Raw genomic sequence first — 16,181 nt, 5'->3', positions numbered from 1 at the left:
GATTCGCGCGCTCAACCCGCCACCTCTCTGAACGGATCGAGACCGAGGTCGATCAGGCGCCGCTCGCGCACGACGATTTCCGCATTGGCCGTCATGCCGTAACGCAGTGGGTAACGCGTGCCGGCCACCTGGTAGTAATCCTTTTCGAGCGTGACGCGGCCCTCGTAGACCGGTTGCTTGTCCTGCGCGGACGGCTTCGTGGCCGGCGAGATATACGCGAGCGTGCCGCTGATCAATCCGTAGCGCTGGTAAGGAAACGCATTGAACTTCAATTTGACCGGCAGGCCCACGTGCAGAAAGGCGCGGTCGTGTTCGGAGATTTCGATCTTCAGCACGGGCCGCGCGTCTTTTGGCGCAATACCGCCGAGCGGTGCATTCGCCTGAATCTTGTCGCCGCGCTGCGTCGACGTGACGTCGGTAATCACGCCGGAAACCGGCGCCAGAATCAGCAGAAAATTGTCCTTATCGATGTTCTCGAAGCGCACGCGCGCGGCGGCATCGGCTTCCAGACGCGCGCTTTGCAATTGCACGCGCAGTTTGTCTTCCGCATCGGTCACGTCGCGCACCGCCTGATCGTATTGCAGCTGCAGATCGGTGCTTTGCTGCCCGCTCGTCGCGAGTTGCGCATTCGCCTGCGCGTATTCATGGCTCAGGCGAAAGTCCAGCTCGGCCAGCTTCGACTGCGCGACACGGAAGGCGTTATCCGCTTCGAGCGCGGCCGTGCGTTTCTGCTCGACCTGCAATTCGGCGATGCCGCCGCCGCCCGGCTGCGCGAACAGCCGCGAATAGCGATCGAGTTCCTGGTTCGCCGCTTCGCGCGCGCGGCGCGCATTATCGAGCGAGCTGCGCGCTTCGTCGAGTTCGGCCTTCTGCCCTTCGGCAAGTTTGGTCGTGCCTTCCGAAACGCGATTCTCGTGCAGACGCTCCTCGACTTCGAGTTGCGCCTTCAACGACGCAGCCTTGCGTTCCATCAACGCCTTTTTCTCCGGAAACTGCTTCCATTCGCGTTCGGCGTCTTCGAGTTTCAGTTGCGCCTGTAACGCGTTGCTCGCAGCTTCGATCGCGCCGCGCGCATTGAGCCGCGCGAGCACGTCGCCTTTCGACACCGGCTGCCCCTCGGCGATATACAGATCCGCGAGCTCGCCGTCGATCGGCGTATAGATGCGCCGCACCTCCGATTCCGGCGACAATGTGCCGGGCGCACTGACGATCACATCCGCGCGGCCGACGAACGACCACAGCAGGCCCGACACGACGAGCGCAACCATCGCCCAGATCAGCGCGCGCGCAATCCGCACCGGCTCGGACGTGAGGATCGCGATGCCTTCGACGCTATGATCTTCGAGCGCCTCCGACAACGGTCTAGGGTGAGGATCGCGTTTCACTCTGATCGCCTCCAATCAACGCGAGCTTCGCTTTCAGGAGCCCAGGGTCCAGCACCATGCGCAACTCGGTCAACGAGCGGCGCTGCAAACTCGCTTCGGCGTCGATATCCGCGAGCAGGCGATCGAAGTCGGCGGGATGATCGGCCTTTAGCTGCGTATAGATGCGCATGCCCTGCCGTGCCGCCGTCTGCGCGTCGCTAAGCAGGCGCGCCTCGCTGCGAAAGCCCGGCGAGATGCCGGCTTCGAGCCGCTGCGTGCCGCCGATCGGGCCGTTCGCGCGGTACTCTTTCCACAGGCTTTGCGCGCGCAGCAACAGATCCTGCGCACGCGCGAGGGCATTGTCATGCAACGCGGCGACGTCTTTCTGGATCGCCTGCACGAACCACGCGTCGGTGCGCGGATCGAGGCTCGCGTAGAACGACAGCAGACGCTGGTCGTAGTCTTTGCCGCCACGCGTTTTCTGCAGATCGTTGTATCGATCGGCTAGCGCCTTCTTGTGCGCCGCTTCGGCAGCGAGCACGTCGGACCATGGGCTCGCCGGCATCGACTGCAATTCGCTGAGCGCCTGCTGCGCGTCGCCGCGCTGCCACGCGGCATCAACCGCGTCCTGACGTTGAACGATGTCCGCCGACGGCAAACGCGTCGCCGCAAGCTGCTGGTATTGCGCCTGGAAAGGCGGCGTGCTGAAGCGCGCCGTTTTCATCATCGCGAGCAACGACGTCAATTGGCGGCTCAATGCGGCATTCAGCAACGCGGTGTATTGGCGCAAATCGTCGCGCACTCTGTCGAGCCCCGCGAGCCGTGGGTAGCGCTGTGCGTAATCGTCGAATACCGGCGGCAGCGCGTCGGGTTTGTCGCGCGAGAGTTCGGTTTGGATCACGCCATTGAGCCGATCTATCGCGGCGACGTACACGGAATCGTCGCTTTCGAGCTTGCGCAGATGGCTCAGCGTGTGCGCGTAGGGCTCCGCGAAGGCCGGCACATAGCTCGCAATCCGGTCGAGCGCGCGCTGATGACTCGTCGCGTCGTCGTCCCAGCGGTGCAGCAGACCGTTGATCGTCGCCTCGTCCGCATACATGCGGATCGGCGCGTCGACGCCGCCGCGCGCCGCGACGAAGCGTTCGAGATCGCCGATCCACTGCAATTCGCCGACCAGCGACGCGGCATCGGAGTCCGTCGCGCTCAACGCCCTCATGTTCTTCAGCAGCGCGTCGGCCCGGTCGAACTGCGCTTTTTGCACGGCTTCGATCCAGCCCGGCAAGTTCGCTTTCAGCAACGCCTCGCTGGCGAGCGCGCTGATCCTGGTGTCCGCCGGGTGCGTGGCCAGATAGCCGCGCGCCATCGTGAAGGCGTTCGAGTAGTCACCGTTCGCGAGCAGGCTCTTCAACTCGCGTTCCGATGAACCGTGCAGATAGAGGCCCACGCCAAGCGCAACCACGAGCGCAACACCCGCGCCGCCCCATGCCGCCGCGCGCCGCACATTGGTGCGCTCGCCGTCCGCGAACGCCTTGTGGAGTTCGCCGGCGACCATCTTCCAGCGACGCGGCTTGCTTCGTCCCGCGGGTTTGCCTTTGCCGCTTCTTTCATTCGCGCCGTCTTTCGTGTCGGCAGGGTGTACTGCCTGCGCGGCCTTTGCGGCTTGCGCGCCGCTTGCCGCCCCCGCTCCATCGCGCTTCGCGCGCGCGGAGCCCGATTGCGCCGCCTCGTTCACTTCGTCTTCGCGTTGCAGTGCCGGATCGACGCAAAAGATGTCGAGAAACGAATGCGCCGCGCCGACGAAGGTCGTCTTGTCGGCATCGGCGGCACTGTCGGCGGCGGGGCGAAGAGAGAACTGGGTCACGGTGGGTTCGGTGTCGGCGGAGTTCTGTAGCGACACCCTGTAGACGAAGTGGTCGCCGCCAAATGCAACGACATCTCCGTCCACCAGCGCAAGCGCCGATTCGCCGATCCGCTGGCCATTCACGAACGTGCCGTTGGTGCTGCCGAGGTCCTCGACATAGAGCTGGCCGCCCTTCAGAAACAGGTGCGCATGGCGCCGCGAAATGTAATTGACCTGGTGCGGATAACGGTCTTTGTAGCGCGAGAAGATCTCGTCCGTTTTGCTGACCAGGAACGGAAAAGCCAGCACGTCGACCGGTTGCAGACCCAGATCGTCGCGCTGCGGCACCAGCAATAGATGAGTGAGGGGCGAAGCGCTTCGGCCCGTGACGACGCGCGCGCGCGGCTCGATGCCGACGCGATAGCACAGTTCGCCGCCAAAGCAGAGTTCATCGCCGCCGCGCACGCGCGCGGGAGTTTGCCGCACCGCGATGCCGTTGACCGTCGTGCCGTTCTTGCTGCCGAGATCGGCGACGTAAATCGCGCCATGCTCGATGAAAAGACGCGCATGCCGGCGCGACAGACCGGCGGTCAATTGTGCCGGATAGTCGTTGAACGGCGCTTCGCTGCGGCCGACCGCGAACAGGTTGTCGACGATGCGAATGGCGTCGAGCGCGGGGCGCTGCGCGCACGCAACCGGCGACAACACCACGTCGAAAGCAGCGTCCGCTGTCGTGCGCATTTCAGCAATCGGAGCTTCGCCGGTGGCCATTTTCTCTGGATCGCTTAAGCGTTTACCTGCCGCGGCAGGAACGCGGGGCGAACTGGACAAAGAACGACGGCCCAACGATATTGTCGCGAAGAGCCACGCAAACGCTGACCCCTAAAGGATTTTAAGTCACGCATCGAGAGTGTCAATTTGGATCGCCGGATGAGAAGACAGCGGATAAGTCGTCACCCGACGAAATACCCGCGTGGTACGCCAACTCGTGGATTAGCTCAATGCTTCGTTACTTTTCTTTGGCCTGCGCCTGCACGTCGATACTGGACCATCCACCGCCGAGCGCCTTATAAAGCGTTACCGTATCGGACAGAATCAATTGGTGGTTTTCCAGCAACGCCTGTTGCGCCTGCAGCAAGGTGCGCTCGTCTTCGAACACCTCGAGTTGCGACACCACGCCAAGGTGCAGTTGCGACTGGATCTGATCCGCCACGATCTGCAAGCGCGCCACCTGCTGCTGCAATTCCTCATGCTGCGCCTTATGCGCACTCAGATTGACGAGCGCGTTCTCCACTTCCTCGAACGCTCCCATCACGGCCACCCGATATTGCTGTTCGGCGACTTTCGATTGCGCCTCGGTCACCTTCACATGAGCGCGCACACCCGGATCGAACAGCGGAAAGTTGATGCTCGGCATCAGGCCGAACGTGAACGACTTCAGCAGCTGGTTGAGCGCATAGCTTGCCGTGCCGCCCTGAGCGGTCAGGCCGATGCTCGGCAATTGCGCGAGCTTCGACTGACCGACGAGGTCATAGGCTTCGAGCACCCTGAATTCGGCTGCCACCACATCGGGGCGGCGCGACAGCAATTGCGCGGGCAAACCGTCGGGCACGCCCGGCAATTTCACGCGCTCCTGCAAATGGCCCTGCGGCACATGGAATTCGCCGGCCGGCACGCCGAGCAACGTGCACAGTGCGTTGTCCGAGACTGCCCGCGAGCGGCGCAGATCGTAGAGATCGTTGGTCAGGCGGTTGATCTCCGCCTGCTGGCGCAACACCTGCGTTTGCGGCACGATCCCGTTGCGCGCCTGGCCTTCGTAGATCGTCAGGATTTGCTTGTTGGTGGCGATGGTCTTTTGCTGCTGGGCGATCTGGTCGTCGAATTGCAGGATCTGGAAATAGGTACTGGCTACGTTCGCGACGAGTTCGAGATACCCCGCGCGCCAATCCGCTTCGGTCGCGTGGAATTCGGCCTTTTGCGCCTGCACGCCTTTTTCGACCTTGCCCCAGATGTCGATGTCCCAGTTCACCTGCAGCGCGAGGTTGTAGGTCCTCGTCAAAGGCTGGCCGGTCGTCTTCGAATAGTCGGCGCCCGCACCGAGGTCCGCCGTCGGTAATGCGGCCGCGCCCGTCTCGCTGATCTGCGTGTGCGCGACTTCGATACGCGCGGCTAGCACCCGGATATCGAAGTTGCCGTCGATAGCCTTGTCGATCAGCGTATCCAGATACGGGTCCTGGAAGCCCTTCCACCAGTCGCGCTCGATCGTCTCCGCGGCCGATACCGGCGCGCCCTGGCGATCCGACCATGATGTCTTGGCCGGCGTGTCCGGGCGTTGATAAGCCGGCATCCTGACGTCGACGCAGGCACTCAACGCCAATGCGCACATCGTCGCGGCGCCGAGGCCGCGCAGCATGCGGCCGATGCGGCGCGGCGCCGTGGCTGCGGCGCAAACCCGCTGAAGGTCCGGCGAATCACACGACAAACCGAGCGATGAATCCGGCGATGCTGACACGGTTGTCTCCAGTTGCACCCGCCTGTTTCGCGCGAGACGGCCGGTTTTTCGAGGCCGAGCCGCGTCCGCGCGGCTTCAGCGATGAAGCGGCGGAAATCTCGAAGGGGAGCGGCGGATACGCGAAGGATGCGTGGAAAGGACGATTGAATGAATGGTCTTTTTGAGCGACGCGGCTACGGCGGCGCGCCCACGCGGCCGCTCGGGCCGCGCGTGCGAGCGTCGCTCACTTCACGTCGTTGACATTGCTCGAGTACACGGTCGGTTCGATGTAGGTCGTCGTACCGCTGACCAGCGCCGAGTTGTTGCCATTCGCGCTCTGGATGTTCATTTCCGTGTTGATCGACTGCGTCGTGCAGATGTTCTTGATGCTGGTCGGCGCATAGACGGGCGCATAGCTGAGGTATGACGGCATCGGGCAGTAGTAGCTGTTGCCGCCGCGCACGGCGCTCATCGCCTTGCTGTCGAGTTGTTCGGTGTTGGACAGGTCCTTGATCATCAGCGTGTTCATGGCAAAACTCCTGGGAAAGGGAAAGCGCATCGTGGTGCGTCGGGTTCGAGCAACTTGTCTGCTCGGGCGCTACTGATGCATGGGCTATGCCAGGAGTGCTTCGCTTTCGTTATCCGGGTCATGATGGCCTTGCAGTAAAGGCCTGGAAGAACGCGCCCGCCGTGGCGTCGCTACCGACCGGCGGAGCGGGGGCTCGCGAATGGTGGATCGCAGCCAACAGGGCATGCCGCGTTGTTGGCTGCATGGTGACAGTCAGCGCGCGATCACTGTGATCTTCTTCGAATACACCGGCGGGTTATGCGGCATATGCATGTCGTCGCCCATCAACAGCTGCAACGTATGCCTGCCCGGCGGCAATGAAATCATCGTTTCCGTTTCGCCCGCGCCGAAATGCAGATGGTGGCGATCCGAGGGTATCTCCTGATCCAGCGGCGGCAGCTCGCTATCGATCAGAAGATGGTGGTGGCCGGTGTTCGGGTACTTCACGCCTTTCGGCGCGACGCCCATGAAGCGCAGGCCGAACCACACGCGAAACGGCTTATTGGCGGGCACCACCTGGCCATCGTTCGGATAGCCGATATACGCGTATGCGCTGGGCGGCGACGGCGTCGCGGCCCACCCACCCTGCGGTGCTGTCGATGCCGTCAGCGCCGCCGCGACGAATGCCGCGGCCGCAATGATCTTGTTCATCAGGACTCTCCGTTCCGGCTTGACCGGTTCGAACCAACGGATCGCGTTAGTCTTTTAGCACAGTGATGGTGATCTTCTTCGAATACACCGGCGGGTTGTGCGGCACGTGATGATGGTCGCCGAGAATCAGCTGAAGCGTGTGCTTGCCGGGCGGCAACTCGATGCGCGCGTCGGTTTCGCCCGCGCCGAAATGCAGGTGCTGGCGGTCCGATGGAATCTCCTGGTCGAGCGCGGGCAAATCCGTGTCGATCAGCAGATGATGGTGGCCGGTATTCGGAAACGCGATGCCCTTCGGACACACGCCCATATTGCGCAGTCCCATGCGCACCCACAGCTTGCCCCCGTGAATCACCGCGCCATCCGACGGCCAGATGATGTACTCCTCGGCCCCCGGCGGTGACGCCGTCTGCTCGGCGCGCGCGACGCCGCCCGTTCCTATGCCGATGCAAACCGCGACGAGCGTCGCGCACACCGCCGCGCGCAATCCGCCGCAATGCGCTTGTGCCGGATCACGTCTGCCGAAAAGAGAGGAAACACGGGTTCTTCGCATAGCGCACTCTCCCGAACAGGAGTCATGGCTGGGCCCGGCTATCGATGGCCATCCGGGTGTTCGAGCGGCTTGTCGCGGATTGAAATCGGTAGACCGCCACCTAGTTAAAACGGCCGTGTGAGGTGACTTTGTGAATCAGCTTAGAACGTAACTTGCCAAAAAGATACGCAATGCTCGTTAACCGTATGACGCGTTCAGGACTCCCGGACAGTTATGACGCGAAGCGCGTGCTATCGTTAATAATGAGCGCGGACAGCGCGATCGTGGTGCGCGAATGCCTGAATTCTGTCCGGTACAAACAGGATAAAACGATGTGGCGACGATTCCTGCTGGTGTGCGTGGTTGGGGCAATCCAGGCGCAGTGGGATAGCGCCGGTGCCGCGACGCAACGCGAATTCATCGAGCCGAGTGCGGCTTCGGTGACGAGTGAACCGGGGCGGCCGGCGAATACCGCTCTGCTTCCTTCACCCTTTGCTTCGTCACGCGACGACACCCATTCGCGGCGTATCGCACTCGTGATCGGAAATGGCGAATACGGCGACGCCGCTAACCCGATCCGCGCCAACGCGCCGCGCGACGCCGAATCGATCGGCGCTGCACTCCGGGCGCGTGGCTTCGAAGTCATCACGCGCACGAATGCGACGCCGCCGCAAATGCGCGCGGCGATCGACGAATTTCAACGACGTTTGAAGACAGGCGATATCGGGCTCTTCTATTTCGCCGGACACGGCATGCAGGTAGCCGGACAAACGCTGCTGTTGCCGGCGGGACTCGATGCTCGAGCCGATAACCGCGCACCGGTGTCGTTGCTGAATAACGGCGTCGAACTGAATACCGTCTTGCAGGCGATGCAATCGGCTCGCGCCGGCCGGCTCAATCTGCTGATTCTCGATACCTGCCTCGACAATCCATTTAGGCCCGCCGAGATTGCGACCAACCAACCGAAGCTCGCTGCCAACACCGTGATTGCCTACGCAACCGCGCCGGGTGGTTTCGCGGCGGACGGTCCACGGCATGGCGTCTACACCAGTGCGTTGCTGCACGCGCTCGATGATGCCGACGCATCGTCCCAATCGCTCGCCGCGCTGTTCCGCCAAGTCGCCACCGAGGTGCGCGCCGCCACTCGCGGAGCGCAGCAGCCGTGGCTCTCCGTAGCGCGTACTTCCATTCCTACCAGTGGCGAACGCACTATCGCGTCGTCGATTACGTCGGACGATCGCGCCGCAATACCGCGCAGTCGCGGCATCATGCCGAAGGAAAGCGGCGAACAATACGAAATCACGTTCTGGGAGTCGATCAAGGACAGCAACTACCCAGCCGATTACGAGGCTTATCTGAAGGCCTATCCGAATGGGCGCTTCGCCACACTCGCGCATGCGCGTATCGATCGATTGCGCGCGGCGGCATCGACTCCGGCGGTGAGTGGTGCGCAACCAGCCGCGCCCGCGGCGCAGAGCGGGCATGTCGCGCCACCCGCACCGCCTGCCCAGGTCGCGCGTCCCGCGGCGCAAGCGAGCGCGGCCGCGCCGCCACCACCGCGCCCCGCTGCCGCGCCAGCGCCGACGCCGCCCGCCACGGCCGCCGCTGCGCCCTTCGCCGAAAAGACCGTCGCCCATCCGCCGACCGCCGGTGAAATCCGCGACTGCGCCACCTGTCCGATCATGGTCGCCGTACCCGCCGGCTCGTTCGCAATGGGCAGCAATACCGACGACCCTTCGGAAAAGCCCGTGCATCACGTGAGCATCGGCGCACCCTTCGCGATCGGCAAATTCCCGGTGACGGTCGAGCAATGGAATGCGTGCGTCGCCGCCGGCGCATGCCAGAAGCTGACCCCGGAGAGCAATAGCATCAAGACCGCACCCGCGCGCGATCTGAGTTGGGACGACGCGCAGCAGTACGTCAAATGGCTCGCCAAAACGACCGGCAAACCGTACCGTCTGCCGACCGAAGCCGAATGGGAATACGCGGATCGCGCCGGCACCACGACCGCGTACTGGTGGGGCGATCAGATGCGCAAGGGCAACGCCAATTGCAAGGACTGCGGCGACCCGTGGCACAAGGAAGGACCGGAAAGCGTCGGCACGTTCGCCGCGAATCCGCTGGGTCTGTACGACATGAACGGCGGCGTCTGGGAATGGACCGCCGACTGCTGGCACAACTCCTATCAGGGCGCACCCGCCGACGGCCACGCATGGGACGCGCCCGGCTGCGAGATGCGCGCGATTCGCGGCGGCTCGTGGCGCGAAGGCGGCGACTACATGCTCAGCGCGACGCGCTTCAAATACAGCGCGGGCGTGCGTCAATCGCAGAACGGTTTTCGCGTCGTCAAGGATTTGCGCTGAGGGCCGTTTCGATTGGCTCTCTGACGGATCATGGCTTGGCGGGTTTGGTCGTAATCGGCGCGAAGTCCGCCAATAGACGATCCTGCCCGTATTGGCCGCCGATCTGCTTCAACCGCGTCTCGAGCGCGCGCAGATAATCGGCGCGCGCTTCGCTTTCCGGGCGCAGCTTGTCGAACAGCGGCACCGGGGTCACAACCAGCACCACCATCTCCGAGCCGAACGGCTTCGATACGGTCCAATCGCCCGCATTGCTGCCGATCGTGTACGGACCGCCGCTGGCCTGCATCTGGTTGTCCGGCCACAGACGGCTCGGCACCATGTGCACGACGTGGCCGTCTAACTGGTAGTAGTCGACGGTCGCGAAGGAATCGAACGGAGGCGCTTTCAGGTCGACCACCAGCGAGTCGTTCTCGGTCAGCAAACCGCTTGGCGGTCGCATGTGCAGCGACGCTGCCCGTCCCGCCTGCCAGTTGCGCACCAGAAACGGCGCAAGCGTTTTGACGAAGTCGCATTTGTCGTCGGCGAGCGGCCGCACGTCGAGCGAAACCGTATCGACGCCAGGCAGCGCCGCCAAGGTCTCCTTCAGACGCGCGGCGCCGTACCGCTGCGACAGGAAACCGCGCACCGTCAGTGCGTGGTCCTGCACCGCGCCCGATAAAGCCGAACACGGTACGCGGGCAAGCGTGGGCGTGATCGCGGCAAGCGTCAACGCGGGCTTGGGCGCGGGCGCCGGCGTCGCGGTTGCGGCCGCACCACCCGTTGTAGTACCGCCTTCATTCGCGCCAGCCGAAGGCGCTGTCTGTGCGGCATTCGTTGCAGGCGCGACAGCGGACGCCGCAGCCGCCCGATCGACCTGATCGCCCAGCGGTCCCGCCGCCTCGGAACGCGCGGCCTGCTGCCGGTTGGACCCCGAGCGAACAGCGAACACGCCCACCGTAACCGCGCACACGACGGCCAGCGTAGCGAGCCCGGCCCATGCGAGCGACCCGGACTTCTCCGCGCGCGCTTCATTGTCGAACTCGGCGATAAAGCGCTCGACGCTCGGCATCCGCGTATTGCGGTCGAACGACAACGCGGCACGCAATGCGCGCCATTGGCGCGCATCGAGATTCGGCGGACGCTGCGGCTTGAACTCGGCATTGCGCGCCTGCGTGGCCGACAGGCGGTCGAACGGATGATGTCCGGTCAGCAGCTCGTAGGTGATGCAGCCAAGCGCGTAGATGTCGTCGCGCGGGTCAGGCTCGCGATGCTCGATCATCTCCGGGCTCGCATAGGCCGGCGTCAACGCGCCGAGACTGCCGGGATCGAACACGGTCGCGTCGCTCTCCTCTTCCGGCCGTTGGAATACGCGCGCGATGCCGAAGTCGATCACTTTCACTTCGGCATTGGTGGTCAGAAACACGTTCGCGGGTTTGAAATCGCAATGGACGAAGCCGCGCTCGTGCGCGTAGGCGAGCGCCGCGCACATGCCGCGCACGATCGGCAGCGCGGCCCGCACCGGCATCCCCTGATATCCAGGCGTGCGCAGCAGCTGGCTGAGCGGCTTACCGCTCAGGTACTCCATCGTCAGATAGACGATCGGCCCGTCGCGGTCGAAGTCGTACACGGTGATGATGTTGCGATGCGCGAGCACCTGCGCCTTGCGTGCTTCGCGCTGCAACGCGACCAGCGAATTCGGATTGCCGCGAAACTGGACGTTCAGCACCTTGATCGCGAGATAGGGCTTGCGGTCCGACGCTTCGAGCTTGCGCAGATCGAGCGCCTTGTACACGGTGCCCATGCCGCCCACGCCGAGGCACTCTTCGAGCACGAAGCGGTTGTTCAGGGTATCGCCGATGCCTTTGATGGTTTCGTGCGCGGTGCTTCCAGTGGTACTTGCGCTGCCCGCGCTGCCAGCGCCGCCCGCGCTCGACGAACGCAGCGGCGGTAGATCGACCGTGGTCTGTATGCCGGTTTCCTCGCCACCCGCCGCGACGTTCGACACGCGCAGCAGCTCGATGCGCCGCCGCACTTCCAGATAGAGATCCTCGGGCAACGGTGACTTGTGATGCGCGGCGTACAGCGTCTCCAGCAGCCGCGTCGGACCGAGTTGCTCGGTCGCCAACGCGCTGTCGAGCTGCGCGACGAACTCGTCGCGCGACAGCTCGCCGCTCTGGAAGTCGAGAATCACACGCGCAAGGCTAGCCATTTTTGCGAAGCACCGCCGTTGCCGCTGGACCGTGTCGCATGCGACCGACGCCACGCGGGTCGATAGAGAAGCTGTCGTATCCAGTTACATGTGCCGCTTCGATACTAGCTCCCGGTCCGCGCTTTCGCAAACCAGGCAAACCAGGCATGAGCCGCGCGCCGCGCCGCATGGTGTGGCGTGCAATGTCGCGTGCGAGCCAACAGGGTCCGCCGCGATGTCGGACTGCCGCCACCGCCTCTAGCGCGTCAACGCGTTTCGAGCGGACCGGCACGGCGGCCGAACCTCGCGCAAAACCCTTATACGACAAGGCTTCGTCGATTTCCTCAGGATACGTGGCCACCACTGGCACAGCCTGTGCATTAGTGATGCCCGAGCAAACGAATTGCTCGAAACCACTCGCGACACTGCGAAAACTTCCTTCAGGAGACTCACGATGAAAACGCTGATGATCAAAGACCTGTCCGTTACCGAACAACTCGACAGCAAGGCCATGAAAGCCGTACGCGGTGGCTATGGCCCCAGCCAGTACTACAGCTTCGCCCCGGTCTATGCGCCGACGCGCATCAAGAACAGCACCACCTCGCAATTCATCAACACCGAACTGAACTTCCAGAACGCCAACGGCAACAACGTTGCGTTCTCCGAAGGCATCGACTCGACGCTCAGCCCGTATGTCGTGTCGAGCAACTCTAACGGCCACTAATGCATGGCGCGGCGAGGCGCCCGCTGTCGCGGGCCGCTTCGCCGCAAGCCATGCATGTCCGCCTTCCATACGTTTTAGGAGAAACGCCATGTCATCCCTCATGATTCGCGATCTGCCCGGCGCGCGCGAACTCGATCGCCGGACCATGTCCGGGATCGCCGGCGGCACCGGCAGCAACGTGCCCATGCCCTCGGGCCCTGGTGGTCTCGGCAGCCTTGCCGGCATCGCCAACGTCAACGTCAATGTCAACGTCACTCAGAATCTGGCTCAACAGCAAATCGTCAATGTCGCAGCGCTCAATGACATCGGCTCTATCGGCCCGGGCGTCGTGCTGCCGAAGCTGAAAGTCGATCCGATCCTGGCGGGCGCGAACCTCTCCGCCGTGTAAGCCGGGGCAGCAGCAGGGGACCGGGGGGTTCCTTCTCTGCCGCGACAGCGCCACGACCGCGCACGCCGCGAACGGATTTCCTATACTGATAGTGCGTTGAGACCGCAGTAAAACGAATAGCACACTGAACACATTCCGAGCCCGGCGGCCGGAACCCGAACGGGTCTGGCCGCCGACGCGTTTTTCTGGAGCCGTCATGGCCAAGCTGAGCATCAAGGATCTGACCGAAAGCGTCGAACTCGACCGCGAGGCGATGGCCGCGATCGTCGGCGGCGCTCGTGTCGGCGCGCGTTCGAGTCTCGCCGCGCCGCTGGTGCCGGCCGCGACGCGCGTCGTCGAATACCCGCCGGGCTTTCCGGACGCGCATCTGCGTATCGCGGAAGCCGCTGCGCCGCGCAAAGGGCGACGCCGCTAGCATTGCTCGCGGGGGCGTTTCAGCATCACGGCACGCGCACAGGGCGCGTGCCGTTTCCGTTTGGGCTTGCGATAGAGCGTTGCACGCGTCGGTTCGCCACGCGCGACCCTGCGCTGCGCCGAAACCATTCGCACGCGACCCGTGCGACGCGCGCAAACACTTCGACTCGAGATCGCGGTCGTATCCGGTGTGATTCAATGCGGCTATCGCGCGGATCCTTGCCAGGTTTCGCATCGCGGCCCCCGCTCCATTTTGCGGCTCACTTCCCCTACGTTGGCATAGCCCTTGCAGAAATCGAGGCGGGCGCCGCACTGTGCTCGCCTTTTCACGTCAAGGAGAAATGTTGCGCGGCGGCCGATCGGTAGTCGTCAAGGTGGACGGTGGCGGCACGGGCACCGTCGACGATTGGGACATCAACACCGCGATCTTCGAAGGCAGCATCAACGGACCCTACCTTCTATAGGACGCGCGACGTGTCCGCAATTGGAAAAACGGCACCCGGGTCATGTTCTGAGCGCAATGGGTGCCGTTCTAACTGACTCGCGAATCTCCGCACGCGGCGTGCGCTGCCACTGTGAACCTCTTAAAGGATCGGCCCTGGGTACACGGTTTGCTCTCTATGGATGACCCTGCAGCCCTGTGGGCAACGTGGTACAGCAGGTCCCCTTCAACCAGGCGGAGGTCATAACATGCTAGGAACCATTCTTCTCATCGTGCTGATTCTGCTGCTGATCGGCGCTTTTCCGGCGTGGCCGCACAGCCGGGCGTGGGGCTATGGTCCGACCGGCGGACTCGGCATCGTATTGATCGTGGTGATCGTTCTGCTGGTTGCCGGCGTGATATAGGCCACGCGTCGTGGACTGCAACACCACAGGCGGGCCGCCGTCTATCCGCGCGATGTCGCGCGCCGGTAGGTGGCGGCTTCGCTTTTCGTCGTTGCCGGAGCACTCAAATGGAAAAGTTACTGGCCAATCAGGTGGCGCTGATTACCGGCGCAAGTTCGGGAATCGGCTATGGCGTCGCCAAAGCACTCGCGAATGCTGGCGCGGCGGTCGTGCTCAATTATCATTCGCACGCGGAACCTGATGAAAAGCTCGCCGACGAAATAGAAGAATCCGGTGGATCGGCAATCGCGATCCAGGCAGACGTATCCAGTCCCGCTCAGGTAGCGAACCTCTTCGAGGCGAGTCGCGCGCGCTTTGGCGGCATCGATATCGTGGTCGCGAATGCCGGACTGCAGAAGGACAGCGCATTCGCCGACATGACGCTCGACGATTGGCAACTCGTGCTGTCGACGAATCTGACCGGCCAGTTTCTAACCTGCCAGGCCGCAGTAAAAGAATTCCGCCGCCGCGGCCCGACGACCGTATCGAAAGCACTCGGCAAGATCATTTGCATGAGTTCCGTTCACGAGGTCATTCCGTGGGCAGGGCGCGTAAATTACGCCGCGTCGAAAGGCGGCGTTCAGATGTTCATGAAATCGTTGGCGCAGGAAGTGGCACCCGAGCGCATTCGCGTCAATTCGATTGCGCCGGGCGCGATCCGCACGCGGATCAATCAGGACGCGTGGGATTCGCAAGCGGCACTCGACAAACTATTGCAGTTGATTCCCTATGGACGCGTCGGCGCCGTGGAAGATATCGGCAAGGCGGCGGTGTGGCTTGCTTCCGATGAAAGCGATTACGTCGTCGGCACGACGCTGTTCGTCGATGGCGGGATGACGCTGTATCCGGGCTTCTCGAATAACGGCTAGAGAACGATACGGGCACGAGATACGACACCCCTATGCGCCGCAGCCTGGTGCCGTTTCGACTCAGGCACGCGGCCTGCTGACACTCCTTCGTATTCGAACTTAAAGAAAGGAGATGACATCATGCCTTACCTGCTTGGCTGGCTACTCGGCGTTCCGTTGATCGTACTGATCATCCTGTACCTCATTTTCCATTGATATCGCGCGGTACAGACGATAAGGGTGACGTTGTCCCCACGGCGGCGGTATGCGGCTCGTTTCGTAGTCAGCGTACCGCCGCCATCAGCGCGCCCATTCCAACCAGTAAGCTACCCATCAGGCGGTTCACGACGCGCAGCCGCGCCGGCCGCTGCAGAACCGTGCGCAGACGGTGTGAGAAGATTGCCGTCGATGCGACGCCCAACGCGAACATCAGTGCAAAAGTACTGGCCAGCAAAAAGTACTGATGATTGGCCGACCAATGGACTTCATTCGGCGAAGTACTGATGAACTGTGGAAAGAAAGACGGGAAGAACAATAGCGTTTTCGGATTCAGGCCCGACGTCGCGAAGCCGCGCCAAAACAAACCGCGTTGTCCAGCGCCTTTGGCTAGAAGCGGCGAAGCCGCGAATGTGCCGCTTCGCCATTGTTTAAAGCCCAGATAAACCAGATAAATCGCGCCGGCCCAGCGCATCACGATTAGCGCGTGCTCATCGATCAGCAATAGCGAGTTCAGACACAACGCGGTAAAAGCGAGTTGCAGCAATACCGCGCAGGTGCCACCCCATACACAGGGCAATGCCGCGCGCCATCCAGCGCTTAGCGCCTGACTCATCGTAAGAACATTGACCGGCCCGGGCGAATAAACGAGTACGGCGGACGCGAGAAGAAACGAAACATACAACTGGATCGGCATTGGCGAATCAGCAGGCAAAAGAGAGTTGCGATAGAC

General features: G+C 63.0%; 14 protein-coding genes. 6 read left to right on the top strand and 8 right to left on the bottom strand.

All coding sequences use genetic code 11. The annotated features are described in order from the left end of the window. Nucleotides 1-11: 11 nt before the first annotated feature. From AB3X86_RS09965 to AB3X86_RS09940, 6 genes are all read right to left on the bottom strand, one after another. Nucleotides 12-1,385: an HlyD family efflux transporter periplasmic adaptor subunit gene (locus AB3X86_RS09965; protein WP_368595818.1), complete on the bottom strand. Its 1,374-nt coding sequence runs from the start codon at nt 1,383-1,385 to the stop codon at nt 12-14. Further along, complete coding sequence (locus tag AB3X86_RS09960) at nt 1,363-3,975, bottom strand: FHA domain-containing protein (RefSeq protein WP_368595817.1); 2,613 nt, start codon at nt 3,973-3,975, stop codon at nt 1,363-1,365. The genes AB3X86_RS09965 and AB3X86_RS09960 overlap by 23 nt, the downstream gene beginning before the upstream one ends. Nucleotides 3,976-4,213: 238 nt before the next feature. After that, nucleotides 4,214-5,617 (bottom strand): efflux transporter outer membrane subunit, encoded by a 1,404-nt coding sequence (locus AB3X86_RS09955; protein WP_368595860.1) that lies wholly within the window; start codon nt 5,615-5,617, stop codon nt 4,214-4,216. A gap of 322 nt (nt 5,618-5,939) precedes the next feature. Further along, the gene (locus tag AB3X86_RS09950; protein ID WP_368595816.1) at nt 5,940-6,224 is read right to left on the bottom strand and encodes a hypothetical protein; all 285 of its coding nucleotides are present in this window, start codon (nt 6,222-6,224) and stop codon (nt 5,940-5,942) included. A gap of 252 nt (nt 6,225-6,476) precedes the next feature. Next, nucleotides 6,477-6,914: a DUF4399 domain-containing protein gene (locus AB3X86_RS09945; RefSeq protein ID WP_176106807.1), complete on the bottom strand. Its 438-nt coding sequence runs from the start codon at nt 6,912-6,914 to the stop codon at nt 6,477-6,479. 46 nt (nt 6,915-6,960) lie between these two features. Continuing rightward, nucleotides 6,961-7,464, bottom strand: coding sequence for a DUF4399 domain-containing protein (locus AB3X86_RS09940; protein ID WP_246391943.1), 504 nt, complete (start codon nt 7,462-7,464; stop codon nt 6,961-6,963). 311 nt (nt 7,465-7,775) lie between these two features. Here AB3X86_RS09940 and AB3X86_RS09935 point away from each other — a divergent pair, with 311 nt between their 5' ends. Continuing rightward, nucleotides 7,776-9,806 (top strand): SUMF1/EgtB/PvdO family nonheme iron enzyme, encoded by a 2,031-nt coding sequence (locus AB3X86_RS09935; protein ID WP_368595815.1) that lies wholly within the window; start codon nt 7,776-7,778, stop codon nt 9,804-9,806. A 28-nt stretch (nt 9,807-9,834) separates the two neighbouring features. Here the strand turns inward: AB3X86_RS09935 and AB3X86_RS09930 are convergent, their stop codons facing one another. Next, complete coding sequence (locus AB3X86_RS09930; protein WP_368595814.1) at nt 9,835-11,994, bottom strand: protein kinase; 2,160 nt, start codon at nt 11,992-11,994, stop codon at nt 9,835-9,837. 433 nt (nt 11,995-12,427) lie between these two features. Here AB3X86_RS09930 and AB3X86_RS09925 point away from each other — a divergent pair, with 433 nt between their 5' ends. From AB3X86_RS09925 to AB3X86_RS09905, 5 genes are all read left to right on the top strand, one after another. Continuing rightward, nucleotides 12,428-12,697 carry a hypothetical protein gene (locus AB3X86_RS09925; RefSeq protein WP_176382900.1) on the top strand — a complete coding sequence of 90 codons (270 nt, stop codon included), beginning with the start codon at nt 12,428-12,430 and terminating at the stop codon, nt 12,695-12,697. A gap of 88 nt (nt 12,698-12,785) precedes the next feature. Next, nucleotides 12,786-13,085 carry a hypothetical protein gene (locus AB3X86_RS09920; RefSeq protein ID WP_368595813.1) on the top strand — a complete coding sequence of 100 codons (300 nt, stop codon included), beginning with the start codon at nt 12,786-12,788 and terminating at the stop codon, nt 13,083-13,085. A gap of 196 nt (nt 13,086-13,281) precedes the next feature. Continuing rightward, nucleotides 13,282-13,500 (top strand): hypothetical protein, encoded by a 219-nt coding sequence (locus tag AB3X86_RS09915; protein WP_176106812.1) that lies wholly within the window; start codon nt 13,282-13,284, stop codon nt 13,498-13,500. A 689-nt stretch (nt 13,501-14,189) separates the two neighbouring features. Continuing rightward, nucleotides 14,190-14,345 carry a DUF3309 family protein gene (locus AB3X86_RS09910; RefSeq protein ID WP_013092523.1) on the top strand — a complete coding sequence of 52 codons (156 nt, stop codon included), beginning with the start codon at nt 14,190-14,192 and terminating at the stop codon, nt 14,343-14,345. Nucleotides 14,346-14,452: 107 nt separating this feature from the next. Next, nucleotides 14,453-15,253, top strand: a complete 801-nt coding sequence (locus AB3X86_RS09905; RefSeq protein ID WP_368595812.1) for a glucose 1-dehydrogenase — start codon at nt 14,453-14,455, stop codon at nt 15,251-15,253. A 262-nt stretch (nt 15,254-15,515) separates the two neighbouring features. Here the strand turns inward: AB3X86_RS09905 and AB3X86_RS09900 are convergent, their stop codons facing one another. Continuing rightward, the gene (locus AB3X86_RS09900; RefSeq protein ID WP_368595811.1) at nt 15,516-16,145 is read right to left on the bottom strand and encodes a LysE family translocator; all 630 of its coding nucleotides are present in this window, start codon (nt 16,143-16,145) and stop codon (nt 15,516-15,518) included. Between the last annotated feature and the right edge of the window lie 36 nt (nt 16,146-16,181).

It is taken from the genome of Paraburkholderia sp. BR14374 (genome assembly GCF_040948685.1).
Lineage (GTDB): Bacteria > Pseudomonadota > Gammaproteobacteria > Burkholderiales > Burkholderiaceae > Paraburkholderia > Paraburkholderia youngii.
Note: the sequence above shows the minus strand (reverse complement) of the source record. Positions and strands in the feature narration are given on the sequence as shown.